Origin of the sequence: Streptomyces sp. CBMA291 (genome assembly GCF_014596525.1) — a bacterium.
Taxonomy (GTDB): Bacteria; Actinomycetota; Actinomycetes; order Streptomycetales; family Streptomycetaceae; genus Streptomyces.
The window spans coordinates 1-15,187 of the sequence record NZ_MSJP01000023.1; the positions used below are offsets into that span (position 1 = coordinate 1).

13 protein-coding genes, 1 other RNA gene and 1 pseudogene are annotated in these 15,187 nt (G+C 72.4%); 13 read left to right on the plus strand and 2 right to left on the minus strand.

Features of this window, described 5'->3' with window-relative positions:
• The 4 genes and pseudogenes from BU197_RS30280 to BU197_RS06675 form a co-directional block, all read left to right on the plus strand.
• Window positions 1-727, plus strand: a pseudogene (locus BU197_RS30280) (serine/threonine protein kinase); the annotation flags it as partial.
• A gap of 115 nt (window positions 728-842) precedes the next feature.
• Window positions 843-2,078, plus strand: a complete 1,236-nt coding sequence (locus BU197_RS06665; protein WP_188267280.1) for a serine/threonine-protein kinase — start codon at window positions 843-845, stop codon at window positions 2,076-2,078.
• Window positions 2,079-2,167: 89 nt separating this feature from the next.
• A complete protein-coding gene (gene prfB / locus BU197_RS06670; RefSeq protein WP_188267281.1) occupies window positions 2,168-3,271 on the plus strand; it encodes a peptide chain release factor 2 in 1,104 nt (367 codons plus the stop codon).
• A gap of 391 nt (window positions 3,272-3,662) precedes the next feature.
• A complete protein-coding gene (locus BU197_RS06675) occupies window positions 3,663-4,409 on the plus strand; it encodes an LPXTG cell wall anchor domain-containing protein (protein WP_188267282.1) in 747 nt (248 codons plus the stop codon).
• 132 nt (window positions 4,410-4,541) lie between these two features.
• Here the strand turns inward: BU197_RS06675 and BU197_RS06680 are convergent, their stop codons facing one another.
• Complete coding sequence (locus BU197_RS06680) at window positions 4,542-4,724, minus strand: hypothetical protein (RefSeq protein ID WP_188267283.1); 183 nt, start codon at window positions 4,722-4,724, stop codon at window positions 4,542-4,544.
• Between the two features lie 235 nt (window positions 4,725-4,959).
• Between BU197_RS06680 and ftsE the strand changes: the two genes are divergently transcribed.
• From ftsE to ssrA, 5 genes are all read left to right on the plus strand, one after another.
• A complete protein-coding gene (ftsE, locus tag BU197_RS06685) occupies window positions 4,960-5,649 on the plus strand; it encodes a cell division ATP-binding protein FtsE (RefSeq protein WP_053648390.1) in 690 nt (229 codons plus the stop codon).
• A gap of 21 nt (window positions 5,650-5,670) precedes the next feature.
• Window positions 5,671-6,588, plus strand: coding sequence for a permease-like cell division protein FtsX (ftsX, locus tag BU197_RS06690; protein ID WP_188267284.1), 918 nt, complete (start codon window positions 5,671-5,673; stop codon window positions 6,586-6,588).
• 80 nt (window positions 6,589-6,668) lie between these two features.
• Entirely contained in the window at window positions 6,669-7,844 is a 1,176-nt protein-coding gene (locus tag BU197_RS06695; protein WP_188267285.1) for a S41 family peptidase, read from the plus strand.
• A gap of 18 nt (window positions 7,845-7,862) precedes the next feature.
• Window positions 7,863-8,402 carry an SsrA-binding protein SmpB gene (gene smpB / locus BU197_RS06700; protein ID WP_223183055.1) on the plus strand — a complete coding sequence of 180 codons (540 nt, stop codon included), beginning with the start codon at window positions 7,863-7,865 and terminating at the stop codon, window positions 8,400-8,402.
• A gap of 98 nt (window positions 8,403-8,500) precedes the next feature.
• Window positions 8,501-8,893: a transfer-messenger RNA gene (ssrA, locus tag BU197_RS06705) on the plus strand.
• Window positions 8,894-9,089: 196 nt separating this feature from the next.
• Here the strand turns inward: ssrA and BU197_RS06710 are convergent.
• Entirely contained in the window at window positions 9,090-10,547 is a 1,458-nt protein-coding gene (locus BU197_RS06710) for an MFS transporter (protein ID WP_223183056.1), read from the minus strand.
• A gap of 83 nt (window positions 10,548-10,630) precedes the next feature.
• On the opposite strand from BU197_RS06710, the gene BU197_RS06715 reads away from it, so the two are divergent.
• From BU197_RS06715 to BU197_RS06730, 4 genes are all read left to right on the plus strand, one after another.
• Complete coding sequence (locus BU197_RS06715) at window positions 10,631-11,614, plus strand: LysR family transcriptional regulator (protein ID WP_317452139.1); 984 nt, start codon at window positions 10,631-10,633, stop codon at window positions 11,612-11,614.
• A gap of 377 nt (window positions 11,615-11,991) precedes the next feature.
• On the plus strand, window positions 11,992-13,317 hold the full coding sequence (locus BU197_RS06720) for a nitrate/nitrite transporter (RefSeq protein ID WP_188267287.1): 1,326 nt from the start codon (window positions 11,992-11,994) through the stop codon (window positions 13,315-13,317).
• Window positions 13,318-13,403: 86 nt separating this feature from the next.
• On the plus strand, window positions 13,404-14,540 hold the full coding sequence (locus BU197_RS06725; RefSeq protein ID WP_188267288.1) for a uroporphyrinogen-III synthase: 1,137 nt from the start codon (window positions 13,404-13,406) through the stop codon (window positions 14,538-14,540).
• Window positions 14,541-14,605: 65 nt separating this feature from the next.
• On the plus strand, window positions 14,606-15,160 hold the full coding sequence (locus BU197_RS06730; RefSeq protein WP_188267289.1) for a GNAT family N-acetyltransferase: 555 nt from the start codon (window positions 14,606-14,608) through the stop codon (window positions 15,158-15,160).
• Window positions 15,161-15,187: the final 27 nt, after the last annotated feature.

Genomic DNA, 15,187 nt, shown 5'->3' on the forward strand with positions numbered 1-15,187 from the left:
GGATCGTCGCCCTGGTCGTCGTCCTCGTGCTCGCCGTCGCGGGCGGGATCGGCTACCTCTGGTCCGCCGGTCTCCTCCCCGGCTCGTCCGACGACGACGCCAAGGGCGCGACCGCCCCCAGCGCCAGCCCGGCCCCCCGCAGCCCGACCCGTACGGCCGCCAGGGCCAGGGCCAGGGCCCGCAGGGCGCGTACGGACAGCAGCAGGGTGCCCCGTACGGCCAGCAGGGGCAGCAGGGACAGCAGCAGGGCCAGCACGGCCAGCACGGACAGCAGGGCCCGCAGGGCGGCCAGTACCGGCAGAACCAGCCCCCGCAGCCCTACCCCCCGCAGCGCCCCGCGCCCCAGCAGTACCCGCCGCAGCCCCCGCCGCAGCAGTACGCGCCGCCGCCGCCCGCCCCCCAGCAGTACGCGGCGCCCCCGCAGCAGCAGTACACCCCGCCCCAGCCGCCGCCCCAGGCCCCCGCGCCCCGCGAGCCGCGCCCACCGCGTCAGCGCGGCGCCAACCCGGTGCACATCCCCGGTCTCGGCTGCCTCAAGGGCTGTCTGATCATGATCGTCCTGTTCGTGGTCGTCGGCTGGCTCGTCTGGGAGCTGACCCCGCTCCAGGACTGGGTCGCCCAGGGCAAGGGGTACTGGGAGGCCATCGGCGACGGCATCTCCTCCATCGCCGACTGGGCCTCCAAGCTCGTCGACAGCACCGGCTCCGTCACCACCAACGGCGGCTGAGACCGTCACAGTGCCGATTTATCGACTTCCGAGGGGTGATTTCCCCTCGGAAGTCGAGTCCGGCGGCCGGGGACGCGTACGTTGGGCGTGAACCGCAGCCGCTGAGGGAGCAGTCTTGGCACGGAACATCGGCAGCCGCTACACCACCCACCAGATCCTGGGCCGGGGCAGCGCCGGAACGGTGTGGCTCGGCGAGGGACCCGAAGGACCCGTCGCCGTCAAACTCCTGCGCGAGGACCTTGCCTCCGACCAGGAACTCGTCGGCCGCTTCGTCCAGGAACGCACCGCCCTGCTCGGCCTCGACCACCCCCATGTGGTCAAGGTCCGCGACCTCGTCGTCGACGGCAACGACCTGGCCCTCGTCATGGACCTGGTCCGCGGCACCGACCTGCGCACCCGCCTCGACCGGGAGCGACGGCTCGCCCCCGAGGCGGCCGTCGCCATCGTCGCCGACGTCGCCGACGCCCTCGCCGCCGCGCACGCCGCCGGGATCGTCCACCGGGACGTCAAGCCCGAGAACATCCTGCTCGACATGGAGGGACCCCTCGGCCCCGGCGGCGCCCACCCCGCCCTCCTCACCGACTTCGGCGTCGCCAAGCTGATCGACACCCCCGGCCGTACCAAGGCCACCCGGATCATCGGCACCCCCGACTACCTCGCCCCCGAGATCGTCGAGGGCCTCCCGCCGCGCGCCGCCGTCGACATCTACGCCCTCGCGACCGTCCTCTACGAGCTGCTCGCAGGCTTCACCCCGTTCGGCGGCGGCCACCCCGGCGCCGTCCTGCGCCGCCATGTCACCGAGACCGTCGTCCCGCTCCCCGGCATCCCCGAGGAGCTGTGGCAGCTGGTCGTGCAGTGCCTGGCCAAGGCCCCCGCCTCCCGGCTGCGCGCCTCGGAGCTGGCCGCCCGCCTCAAGGACGTCCTGCCGACGCTCAAGGGCATCCCGCCGCTCGACGTGGACGAGCCCGGCGCGGAACCGGCGGCGGAGCCGTACGAGGAGGACGCCTACGCCACCGCCGGGGGCGCCGAAGCCGCGCCGCGCCGCTCCGCCGTCCCGCTCGTCCCCGGCTCGTCCGCCGACTCCCACCGCGACACCCACACCTCCATGCGGGTCCCCGCCCCCGACGAGCTGTCCGGCGGCCCCCTCGGCACCGCCCGCGCGCCCCGCCCCGCCGGTGCCCGGCGCCCCGGCTCGGCCCGCCACAAGTCGGGCACCGTCCGCAAGCGCCGGATCACCTTCGCGGTGGCGACGGTCGTGGTCGTGGGCGCCCTCGGCGTCGGCGGTTACCTCGCGGTCTCCGGGGGCGGGGACACCCCGCCGCAGGACACCCGGCGGTCCTCCCTGCCGTAGGGACGCCGACAAGGGCGTCGTCGGGACGCTTCCGACCGCCCCGACGGCCAAAGGTTCGGCTCCCGGCCCGGAGCCGTTACGCTGGACGCGTGGCAGTCGTCGATGTATCCGAAGAGCTGAAGTCCCTCTCCTCGACCATGGGGTCGATCGAGGCCGTCCTGGACCTCGAGAAGCTGAGGGCCGACATCGCCGTGCTCGAAGAGCAGGCCGCGGCCCCGTCCCTGTGGGACGACCCGGAGGCGGCGCAGAAGATCACGAGCAAGCTTTCGCACCTCCAGGCCGAGGTCCGCAAGGCCGAGACGCTGCGCGGGCGCATCGACGACCTCGGGGTGCTCTTCGAGCTCGCCGAGGAGATGGACGACCCGGACACCCTCGCCGAGGCCGAGACGGAGCTGGTCTCCGTCCGCAAGGCCCTCGACGAGATGGAGGTCCGCACCCTCCTCTCCGGCGAGTACGACGAGCGCGAGGCCCTGGTCAACATCCGGGCCGAGGCCGGCGGCGTCGACGCATCCGACTTCGCCGAGCGGCTCCAGCGCATGTACCTGCGCTGGGCCGAGCGCCACGGCTACTCGACGGAGATCTACGAGACCTCGTACGCCGAAGAGGCCGGCATCAAGTCGACCACCTTCGTGGTGAAGGCGCCGTACGCCTACGGCACGCTCTCGGTCGAGCAGGGCACCCACCGGCTCGTCCGCATCTCGCCCTTCGACAACCAGGGGCGTCGCCAGACCTCCTTCGCCGGTGTCGAGATCCTGCCGGTCGTCGAGTCCTCCGACCACGTGGAGATCGAGGAGTCCGACCTGCGCGTGGACGTCTACCGCGCGTCGGGCCCCGGCGGCCAGGGCGTCAACACGACCGACTCGGCCGTGCGCATCACGCACCTTCCGACCGGCATCGTGGTCTCCTGCCAGAACGAGCGCTCGCAGATCCAGAACAAGGCCAGTGCGATGAACGTGCTCCAGGCCAAGCTTCTGGAGCGGCAGCGCCAGGAGGAGCGGGCCCGGATGGACGCCCTCAAGGACAGCGGCAGCTCCTGGGGCAACCAGATGCGTTCGTACGTCCTGCACCCGTACCAGATGGTCAAGGACCTGCGCACCGAGTTCGAGGTCGGCAACCCGCAGTCCGTCCTCGACGGCGAGATCGACGGCTTCCTCGAAGCGGGCATCCGCTGGCGCAAGCAGCAGGAGAAGTAAGCCGCACGACGGCTCGTGTCCGGCCCCGCACCCTTTCCGGTGCGGGGCCGGTTCCTTTCCCTCCCGGTGCTTCCGCACCGCCACCGATTCGCTGACGCAAGCGAAAGAGGGGGCGAGAGGGAGCTTTGTCGACAAGGTAACCGGCCCCGCGCACCCGGTAGTTCACGGTCTACGTCACAGTTGCATCCCCGTATGCGGGGCAGGTGGTGACCTATCGGGCATCGCACGCGCAACGACCTTGACGCCTTATCCGAAAGTAGGAAGGGTGGCCCATCGGCATGCGCTTTTCCGGGGCGCGTGCGCACGGGGGCCGGTCCAGCAGAGAGCCGCCCCTGACCCGTGCCCCGAGCGCTGCCCCATGACGAGATGAGCTACTGGGGGTAGCAGCCAGATGACCAAGCAGATGCGGATCCGTATCGCGCGCATCGCGGCCGGCGCGGTGATCGCGGCCGGTGCGTCGCTCACCGCGGCCGGTGCCGCACAGGCCGTGGGTGCCTTCGGCGACTCGCCGGAGCCGACGGAGACCTGCATGCCCGGCGGAGCCGGTTGCGAGACGCCGGAGCCGACGCCGACGAAGCCGACGACGGAGCCCACCACCGAGCCGACGACGGAGCCGACCAAGGAGCCGACGACCGAGCCCACGACGGAACCGACGACGGAGCCCACCAAGGAGCCGACCAAGGAGCCGACGACGGAGCCGACGACGGAGCCCACCACCGAGCCGACGACCGAGCCCACCACCGGCCCGACCACCGGCCCCACCACCGAGCCCACCAAGGAGCCGGGCACCAGCGGCACCACCGGCCCCACCACCGGTCCGGGCACCGGCCCCACCACCGAGCCCGGTCCCGGCACGACGGACTCTCCGGCCACCGACGACGGTGACGACTCCGCCGGACCCGGCACCTGCACCGTCGACCTCGACGGCGCCGAGTGCGTCGACTCCGGCAACGGCAACACCGGCACCAACGACGCCGGCTCGCAGCCCGTGCAGCAGGGTGAGGCCAAGGAGGAGCTGGCCGAGACCGGCGCCGCCGAGACCTCGTTCCTGGTCATCGGCGCCGCGACGATGATCGCCGGTGGCATCGGCTTCCGTATGCTGCCGCGCCTGGTCGGCGGCGGACGCGCCGCCGTCTGACCCGACGCGCCGGGCCCCGCACGCGTACGCGAGGCGCCCAGGGCATGAGGAAGGGCCGGGGAAGACTCTCCCCGGCCCTTCCTTCACGTCCGGCGGCTCATGGCGTCCGGGTGGGGTCCCTGAAGACCGCTCCTAGGCCGTACGGACCACGGCGAGCAGCGCGATCGCGGCCAGCAGTGCGATCGCCAGCGTCAGCAGCATCGCGGGCGACGGACCCTGCGGGGTCAGCCGCTCCCGGTTCGCGCGGCAGACGGGGCAACGGCCCTCGGCGACCGGGGCCGCGCAGTTGGCGCACACCAGTCGGTCGTAGGTCATGCGCTCTCCTCCTCCCGCACTGGACTACACACCAGGGCAACGCCCGGTGGGGTCCGGACGTTCCCCCTACCACTGTGCCAGCTCGACGGCGTTTCGGCGCGTCCCGCCCGGTCGCCCCGGTCCCGGCCGTCGGGGCGAAAAGGATAAACCGCGCAAGGCCGGTCCGCGACTGCGCGGGCCTTCCCCGTTCGCGTAAGGTCACGCACACCTACTCCCGGCCGACCGTGGTGCATTCGTGATCCGATTCGACAACGTCTCCAAGTCCTATCCGAAGCAGAACCGCCCCGCGCTCCGGGATGTATCCCTGGAGATCGAGAAGGGGGAGTTCGTCTTCCTCGTCGGTTCCTCAGGCTCCGGAAAATCGACATTCCTGCGGCTGCTCCTGCGAGAGGAGCGCGCCAGCCAGGGTCAGGTGCACGTCCTCGGCAAGGACCTGGCCCGGCTGTCCAACTGGAAGGTGCCGCACATGCGGCGTCAGCTCGGCACCGTCTTCCAGGATTTCCGCCTGCTGCCCAACAAGACCGTCGCGCAGAACGTGGCCTTCGCCCAGGAGGTCATCGGCAAGCCGCGCGGCGAGATCCGCAAGGCCGTGCCACAGGTGCTCGACCTGGTCGGTCTCGGCGGCAAGGAGGACCGCATGCCGGGCGAGCTGTCCGGCGGTGAGCAGCAGCGCGTCGCCATCGCCCGCGCCTTCGTCAACCGTCCGATGCTGCTGATCGCCGACGAGCCCACCGGCAACCTCGACCCGCAGACCTCCGTCGGCATCATGAAGCTGCTCGACCGCATCAACAGGACAGGGACCACCGTCGTCATGGCGACCCACGACCAGAACATCGTCGACCAGATGCGCAAGCGCGTCATCGAACTGGAGAAGGGCCGGCTCGTGCGCGACCAGGCCCGCGGTGTCTACGGATACCAGCACTGAGCAGGTAGGGGACAGATCACCATGCGCGCTCGGTTCGTGCTCTCCGAGATCGGCGTCGGGCTCCGGCGCAATCTCACGATGACCTTCGCCGTCATCGTCTCCGTGGCCCTCTCGCTCGCCCTGTTCGGCGGTGCCCTGCTCATGCGCGAGCAGGTCGGCACGATGAAGGACTACTGGTACGACAAGGTCAACGTCTCCATCTTCCTCTGCAACAAGGCGGACGCGGCCACGGCGGCCAAGTGCGCCAAGGGCGCGGTCACCGCGCAGCAGAAGCAGCAGATCGAGGCCGATCTGAAGAAGATGGACATCGTCGAGACCGTCCAGCACGAGACGGCCGACCAGGCGTTCAAGCACTACAAGGAGCAGTACGGCGACACCGCCATCGCCTCCGTGGTGACGCCGGACCAGATGCAGGAGTCCTTCCGGGTCAAGCTCAAGGACCCGGAGAAGTACCAGGTCGTGGCCACCGCGTTCGCGGGTCGGGACGGCGTGGAGTCGGTCCAGGACCAGCGGAGCATCCTTCAGAACCTCTTCGACCTGATGAACGGCATGAACGTCGCCGCGCTCGGCGTCATGGGTCTGATGCTGATCATCGCGTTGATGCTGATCGTCAACACGGTGCGCGTCTCGGCGTTCAGCCGCCGCCGGGAGACCGGCATCATGCGGCTCGTCGGCGCGTCCAGTTTCTACATCCAGATGCCGTTCATCATGGAGGCGGCCTTCGCGGGGCTGCTCGGCGGCGGAGTCGCCTGTGTGCTGCTGCTCATGGGCCGGTACTTCCTCATCGACCACGGCATCGCGCTCGCCGACAAGATGCAGCTGGTCAACTTCATCGGCTGGGACGCCGTCCTCGCCAAGCTGCCGCTGGTCGTCGCCATCGGCCTGCTCATGCCGGCCGTGGCCGCGTTCATAGCGCTGCGCAAGTACCTGAAGGTGTGAGAAGCCCCCGCCGGGGGTGAGGGACGCCGTGGGGGGACAACGCCCCTGCGGCGTCTTTCGTTTGTCCTAGAGTGGGCGCCGTGTCGGACGGCCGGGACCTCTTCCGTATCCGGCCCCGCGGAGTGCTCCGGGGGGCCGTTCTGACGTTGGTCTTCACCGGTGTCCTCGCCACCGCCGCCGCCACCGGGGCGCTGCCGCGGCAGCACTCCGCCGCCGGTTCGGCGGAGGCCGCCGGGCGCGCGGGGGACGGCGGGACCGTCGACAGCGCGGCGCTGAGCCGGGCCGCCGCCGCCGCGATCGCCGACGGGAAGTCGGGCAAGAAGGCGGCCGAGGAGTTCGTCAGCCGCAGCGGCGACCGCTGGGGCGCGGTGTACGACAAGAAGGAGTACGCCGAGTTCGAGCAGGCCCTCGACGGCGCCTACACGGGAGTGGGGCTCTCCGCCGGGCGGACCGAGGGCGGGCGGGTCCGGGTGACCCGGGTGCGCGCCGGAGGGCCCGCAGAGAAGGCCGGGCTGCGGGTCGGCGACCGGCTGGTCTCGGTCGACGGGCGGCCGGTGGACGGGCTCTCGGTCTCGGAGGTGGTCTCGCTGCTGCGGGGCGGGGGCGTGGCGGGTTCGCCGGTGGTCCTGGGCGTGGAGCGGGACCGGGCCGGCTGGACGCGGACGCTGCGCCGGGCCAGGGTCGCGACGGAGCCGGTCACGGTGGACCGGCTGGACGACGGCACCCTGCTGATCCGGGTCGCCGCCTTCACCAAGGGCTCGGGGACGCGGGTGCGGGACGCGGTGCGGGAGGCTCCGGCGGGCGCCGGTGTCCTGCTCGACCTGCGGGGCAACGCGGGCGGTCTGGTGTCGGAGGCGGCGGAGGCGGCCTCGGCGTTCCTCGACGGCGGTCTGGTGGCCACGTACGACGTGGAGGGCGAGCAGCGGGCGGTGTACGCGGAGGGCGGCGGCGACACCGGGCGGCCCCTGGTGGCGCTGATCGACGGGGGCACGATGAGCGCCGCCGAGCTGCTGACCGGCGCGCTCCAGGACCGGGGCCGGGCGGTCACCGTCGGGTCGCCCACCTTCGGCAAGGGGTCGGTGCAGATGCCGAGCGCGCTGCCGGACGGCTCGGTGGCCGAGCTGACCGTGGGGCACTACCGCACGCCGTCCGGGCGGGCGGTGGACGGGCAGGGCATCGTCCCGGACCTGATGGCGGAGGAGAAGGCGGAGGAGCGGGCGAGAACGGTATTGAGTGGCCTCGGAGGGGGCTCGTAGTGCGAAAATGACCGCACTATGGCCAAGGGACTCGTGAACGTGCAGGGCAAGCCTGCCAAGAAGACTCAGGACAAGGCGCCCGAGCGCAAGCTGATCGCGCAGAACAAGAAGGCGCGCCACGACTATCACATCATCACGACCTATGAGTGCGGTCTGGTGCTCATGGGCACGGAGGTGAAGTCGCTCCGGATGGGCCGTGCCTCGCTCGTCGACGGCTTCGTGCAGATCGACAACCACGAGGCGTGGCTGCACAACATCCATGTGCCCGAGTACATGCAGGGCAGCTGGACCAACCACTCGGCGAAGCGGAAGAGGAAGCTGCTGCTGCACCGGGAGGAGATCGACAAGCTGGAGGCGAAGGCGCAGGAGACGGGTCACACGATCGTGCCCCTCGCGCTGTACTTCCTGAACGGCCGGGTCAAGGTCGAGATCGCGCTCGCGAAGGGCAAGAAGGAGTTCGACAAGCGCCAGACCCTGCGGGAGAAGCAGGACACCCGGGAGACCAGCCGGGCCATCGCGGCGGCCAAGCGGAGGCAGCGGGCGGCCAAGATCGGCTAGCCGTCGGGCCGCGCTTAATGTGCTGGCGGCGGCGCCCGTCGGTCACGTACCATGGGCATCGCACCTCACAGCGGGTGCGACCTTTGAAAAATCAACATGGGGATGATCGGTTTCGACAGCGGATGTCGAGGCAGAGGAAGCGTGTCGAGGAAGCGGCAATGATCTCGTAAACCATATGTCGCAACCAATAATCGCCAACACCAAGAGCGATAACTCCCGCTTCGCCCTCGCTGCCTAATTTTAGGTAACGACAAGAAGCCTCTGTGAGGAGCGTCAGCCCGGGGATGGTCCCGACCCGGATCCTGGCGTCATCAAGGGATCTAAACCTCTTACCCCGGTCACGGGGGTAGGAGGGAAATCAAACAGTGACTGAGCCCGTCGGAGACTTGTCCGCGTGATCTCCGGGGCTGAGAAACTCGTAGCGGACTGCGCACGGAGAAGCTCTGTTTCCGCACCGTTGGACGCGGGTTCGATTCCCGCCATCTCCACCGAGAGCCCGAGGGGGCCACCCCTCGGACACCTCACCCCATGTGGGCGAAGGCCCGGCAGTCATCAGACCGCCGGGCCTTCGTCATGCCCGGACGGTCCCGACTGCCCGGACAGTCCCGGACGGCCCGGCTGCCCGGACGATCCCGGACGGCTTCGGGACGGCCCCGGCTGGCCTGACGGCCCGGGGCGGCTCCGGGCTCAGACGGGCTCCGGGCTCCGGTCGTGCCCGGTGCCCCGGCCGCCCACCCCGGTCGCCGCGCAGAGGGCGAGCGCGAGGGCCGCCGCCGCAGCGGGGACCAGGAAGCCGAAGGCGGCGAAGGGCGCGTGGTCGGCGGTCCAGCCGCCGATCGCGGAACCGGCCGCGATCCCGCCGAGCAGGGCGGTCACGGCGAGCGTCATGCCCTCGTTCAGCTGGGACGGCGGGGTCATCCGCTGGACCAGGCCCATGCCCGTCACCATCGTCGGCGCGGTCGCCATGCCCGCCACGAGCAGCCCGCCCGCGAGCGCGAGCAGGGAGCCGGTCGAAGCCGCCAGGAACGGCACCGTCATGAGCACGCTCATCGCGGCCAGACAGGTCCGCAGCCGAACGGTCCTGCGGGCCCGCCCGTAGAGCAGTCCCGCCGCACAGGATCCGGCCGCCTGGAGCGCCAGTACGGGCCCGGCGACGGGACCGTCGACGAAGGCGAGCGCCCCCACCTCCATCGACCCGAAGACCGCCCCGGTGGCCAGGAACACCACGAGCAGCGGGGCCATCCCCGGCCTCCGCAGGGGCGAGCCCGCGGCCGTGCGCGGGGCCACCGGGGGCTCCGTGGCGCGCTGCGCGGTGAAGAGCAGCATCCCGCCGAGGAAGAGGACGGCCGCGGTGAGGGTGCCCGCCTCGGGGAAGAGCGCCGAGCAGAGGAACGCGGCGATCACCGGGCCCAGCATGTAGCACAGCTCGTCCGCCGCCTGCTCGAAGGCGTTCGCGGTGTGCAGTTCGTCCGGCCGGCCCGACAGCAGATGGGCCCAGCGGGCCCGGGACATGCCCCCGGTGTTCGGGGCGGTGGCGGTGAGCGCGGTCGTCACGAACAGGGCCCACACCGGGGCCCCGCCGTGCACGCAGAGCAGCAGCACCAGATGGCCGAGGGCCGCGTAGGCGGTGGCCGGGACGGCGACCCTTGCCTGCCCGTACCGGTCGACGAGCCGGGCGATCCAGGGGGCGGTGACCGCTCCCGCCGCCATGCCGGTGGCGGTCACGGCCCCGGCGAGCGCGTACGAGTCGTACGCCGCCGCGATCATGATCACGGCGCTGACGCCGAACATGCCGACGGGAAGCCGGGCGATCAGATTCCCCGCGGTGAAGGCCTTGGCCCCGGGCCGCGCGAAGAGCCGGAGGTAGGGGTTACGGGGGAGGGGCACGGGGACGGGCCCGGCGGCGTCCGGGGGCGTCCCGTCCGGGGGTGACGTGGAGGGCGTCGCCTCGGGGTCCGGGAAGGCGGGGCCTGCGACGGGTCCCGTTCCGGGGTCCGGGAAGGTGGGGCCTGCGATGGGCTCCGTCCCGGGGGGCGGGAAGGCGGGGCTTCCGGCAGGCTTCGGCTCGGGGGGCGGAGGGGCTTCGTGGTAGCGGGGGGCGAGGGCCGGGCCCGCCGGGGTCGGGATGAGGTCCGGTTGCGGCATGGGTCAAGCCTCGGGGCGACCCGCCCGGCCGGTCCAACACCTGTTCGGTGGCCATTCACGCACCTGTGTTGTTGAATGCGCCGGTGGCCCTCCCGACCGGTTCCCCCGCCCCGCGCGACCTCGACCCCCGGCTGCTCCGCGCCTTCACCGCCGTCGCCGAGGAACTGCACTTCACCCGCGCCGCCGCCCGCCTCTACCTCGCCCAGCAGGCCCTGAGCCGGGACATCCGGCGCCTGGAGGCCGAGCTGGGCGCCGAGTTGTTCACCCGGACCACCCGGCAGGTCGCCCTCAGCCCGGACGGCGAGCGTCTCCTTCCGTACGCGCGCCGGGTGCTCGCCGCCCACGACGAGCTGACCGAGGCCTTCCGGGCGCCGCTCAGGCCCCTCCTCGTCGACCTCAACAGCCCCGGCCTCGCCCAGGAACGCGTCCTCGCCCGCGCCCGCGAACTCGCCCCGGAACAGGAGCTGATGGCCCGCTACGAGAGCGGACTCACCGGAGCCGTACGGGAGATCGCCGCCGGGCGCCTCGACGCCTCCTTCGGACGGTACGGAGGACTCGCCCCCGCCCTGCGGGCCCGGCTGGACACGCAGTTCACCCGGTACGAGCGGCTGGCCGTGATCCTGCCCCGGGACCATCCGATGGCCGGGCTGCCCCGGGTGCCGCTCGCGGCGCTCGCGGGGGAGCGGATCTACGCGGGCGCGGGCAACGACCGCACGCCCGAGTGGACCGACCTGGCCGCCCGGCTCTTCGCGGGGCGCGGGATCGAGGTCGCCCCGCCCGCGCCGCTCGCGGTCGGCAAGGAGGAGTTCCGCCGCATCATGGCCAAGCACCGCCACCCGGTGCTCGCCTCCGTCGACTTCCCCGCCATGCCCGACTGTGTGCTGCGGCCCCTGGTGGACCCCGTACCGCTGTCGCCGGTGAGTCTGGTGTGGCGCAAGGGGCTGCGGCATCCCGGGCTCGACGCGCTGCGGACCGCCGCCGCCGAGGTCGGCGCCCGGGAGGGCTGGCGGACCCGCCCGCCCGGCTCCTGGCTCCCGGCGGACGAACCGGGCCTCCCGCCCGGCTGAACGGGCCTCCCGACCGGCCTCCCGACCGGCCTCCCGACCGGGCCCGGCCCGGGGCCGTACCGGTGCCTTCCGGAGGCCGTACCCGTACCCGTACCTGCTCCGGAGGCCGTACCCGTACCCGCCCCGAAGGCCGTACTCGTACCCGTACCCGCATCAAGCCCGGATCCGTACCCGCTCCGAAGGCGCCCCTGTTTCGCTCCGGAGGCCGGTCCTGCATCCTCCCGGAGGGCTCACACGTGCTCCGCCCTCCCCGTGAGAGCAAGGTTCCGTCATCGTCATCTCGTGGAACCGGGGCGAAACGCCGCCTCCCCTAGCGTCGTGTCCCGGTGGACCGGGGCTGTGGACGCCCCAGGACCCGACACCCGCGGAGGTACGACATGGGCGGCGGCCGGTGGATCGAGCGGTGGGAGCCGGAGGACGAGACCTTCTGGCGCGAGACGGGGAAACGGACCGCCCGGCGGAACCTGCTCGTCTCGGTCTTCTCCGAACACATCGGCTTCTCCGTCTGGAGCCTCTGGTCCGTCATGGTCCTCTTCATGGGACCCGAGTACGGCGTCGATCCGGCCGGGAAGTTCTTCCTGATCGGGACCACCACCCTGGTCGGCGCCCTCGTCCGGATCCCGTACACCTTCGCCGTGGCCCGCTTCGGCGGACGGAACTGGACGGTCCTCAGCGCCCTGCTGCTCCTGCTGCCGACCGGCTTCGCGTACGCGGTCATGGAGCCGGGTACCCCGTACCCCGTCTTCGTCCTGGTGGCCGCGCTCACCGGGGTCGGCGGCGGCGGCTTCGCCTCCTCCACGGCCAACGTCAACGCCTTCTTCCCGCAAGCCGAGAAGGGCTGGGCCCTCGGGCTCAACGCGGGCGGCGGCAACATCGGCGTCCCCGTCGTCCAACTCGTCGGCCTCCTCGTCATCGGCACGGCGGGAGCGGCCCACCCGAGGATCGTGCTCGGTCTCTACCTGCCCCTGATCGTCGCCGCCGCCCTGTGCGCCGCGCTCTTCATGGACAACCTCGCCCCCGTCAGGAACGACACCGGGGCCGCCCGCGAGGCCCTGCGCGACCGGCACACCTGGCTCATGTCCTTCCTGTACGTCGGCAGCTTCGGCTCCTTCATCGGCTTCGCCTTCGCCTTCGGTCTGGTGCTCCAGTCCCAGTTCGGCCGCACCCCGCTCCAGGCCGCCTCGCTCACCTTCGCGGGACCCCTGCTCGGCTCCCTGCTCCGGCCGCTCGGCGGCCTCCTCGCCGACCGGCACGGCGGCGCCCGCGTCACCCTCGGCAGCTTCGCCGGGATGACGGTGGCGACCATGGTGGTCATCCACGCCGCCACGAACGACTCCCTCCCCCTCTTCCTCGCCGGATTCGCCGGGCTCTTCGTCCTCAGCGGCCTCGGCAACGGCTCCACGTACAAGCTGATCCCGGCGGTCTTCCTCGCCCAGGGCCGGCGCAAGGGGCTCACCGGCACGGCGGCCGAGGCCTACGGGCGACGGCTCTCCGGCGCCGCCATGGGGCTCGCAGGAGCGCTCGGCGCGCTCGGCGGACTCGGCGTCGACCTCGCCTTCCGCGAGTCCTTCGGGACCACCGGAACCGGCACGGACGCCTTCGTCGCCTTCCTCGTCTGCTACGCGCTCTGCATGGGCGTCACCTGGGCCGTATACCTTCGCCGCCCCCGCACCGCGCCCCTGGACTGCGCTTCCGTCCGGTAGCGGCCCCGGCGCGTGGCGCGGACCGTAACGGCCGGGAAATACCGGTGAACCCCGTCCGTCACGCGCACCCGGCAGGCTCGCGTCTCATGGACGAGCCAGAACCCGCCCCCCTCACCGGTTTCACGGTCGGCGTCACCGCGGCCCGCCGCGCGGACGAACTCCTCGCGCTGCTGCGCAGACGCGGCGCCGCCGTCGTCCACGGGCCCGCCCTGCGGATCGTCCCCCTCGCCGACGACACCGAACTCCTCGCCGCCACCCGGGAACTCCTCGCCCACGCCCCGGACCTCACCGTCGCCACCACGGCGATCGGCTTCCGGGGCTGGATCGAGGCGGCCGAGGGCTGGGGGATCGGAGCGGAACTCCTCGGCGTGCTGCGCGGCGCCCCCCTCCTCGCCCGGGGCCCCAAGGTCAAGGGAGCCGTACGGGCCGCCGGGCTCACCGAGGACTGGTCGCCCGCGTCGGAGTCCATGGCCGAGGTCCTCGACCGGCTCCTCGGCGAGGGCGTCACGGGCCGCCGCATCGCGCTCCAGCTGCACGGGGAACCACTGCCCGGCTTCGTCGAGGCGCTGACCGCCGCCGGAGCGCAGGTCGTCGCCGTCCCCGTCTACCGCTGGATGCCCCCCGAGGACACCGGCCCCCTCGACCGGCTCCTCGACGCGGCCCTCACCGGCGCCCTGGACGCCGTCACCTTCACCAGCGCCCCCGCCGCCGTCTCGCTGCTCGCCCGCGCCGAGGGCCGGGGCGCGAAGGACGCGCTCGTCGCCGCCCTGCGCCGGGACGTGCTCGCGGTGTGCGTCGGCCCGGCGACGGCGCTGCCCTTGCAGAGCGAGGGCATCGACACCCATCAGCCGGAACGTTTCCGCCTCGGCCCGCTCGTGCAGCTCCTCTGCCGCGAACTGCCCGCCCGCGCCCAGGTCCTGCCGGTGGCCGGGCACCGGGTGGAGGTGCGCGGCCACGCCGTCCTCGTCGACGGCGTCCCCCGCCCCGTCCCGCCCACCGGGATGGCCCTCATGGGGCTCCTCACCCGCCGCCCCGGCTGGGTGGTCTCCCGCGCCGACCTGCTGCGCGCCCTGCCCGGCGCGGGCCGCGACGAGCACGCCGTGGAGACCGCGATGGCCCGGCTCCGCACCGCCCTCGGCACCCCGAAACTCATCCAGACCGTGGTCAAACGCGGCTACCGGCTCTCCTTCGACCCGACGGCGGACAGGGCCTGCGAGGGATGAGCCCTCCCGGGGCTCCCGCCCGCCGGACCCGGGCCCCACCGGGCCCCGCGCTGTACCGTTCACGGATGATCGCCGAAGGAGTCCTCATACGGCCCGCAGTCCCCGGGGACGCGGCCGCGCTCGCCGCCGCGCTGCTGCGCAACCGGGCCCACATGAAGAGCCGTGAGCCCTACCGCCCCGAGTCGTACTACACGCCCGAGGCGCAGGCGGAGCGGATCGCGGACGGCGGGGCGCGCTGGTTCGCCGTCGTGGGCGAGCGGGTGGTGGGCGCCGCCATCCTCTCCGGGATCGTCCTCGGCCCGCTCCGCAGCGCCTCCCTCGGCTACTGGGTCGACGAGGAACACACCGGGCGCGGTCTCGCCACCGCGCTCACCGAGGAAGTCTGCCGCGCCGCCCGCGAGGAACTGGGCCTGCACCGCGTCGAGGCGGGCACCCTCCTGGACAACCACGCCTCCCAACGGGTCCTCGCCAAGTGCGGGTTCGAACGCATCGGCACCGCGCCCCGCTGCCTGCACATCGACGGAGCCTGGCGCGACCACCACCTCTTCCAGCGCATCCTGCACGACGACCCGCCGCCCGGCATTCCCGCCGCCACGACCCCTTCCGGGGATCTCGCCTGACACGGCGCCTTTCCGTGGCGTACGCTC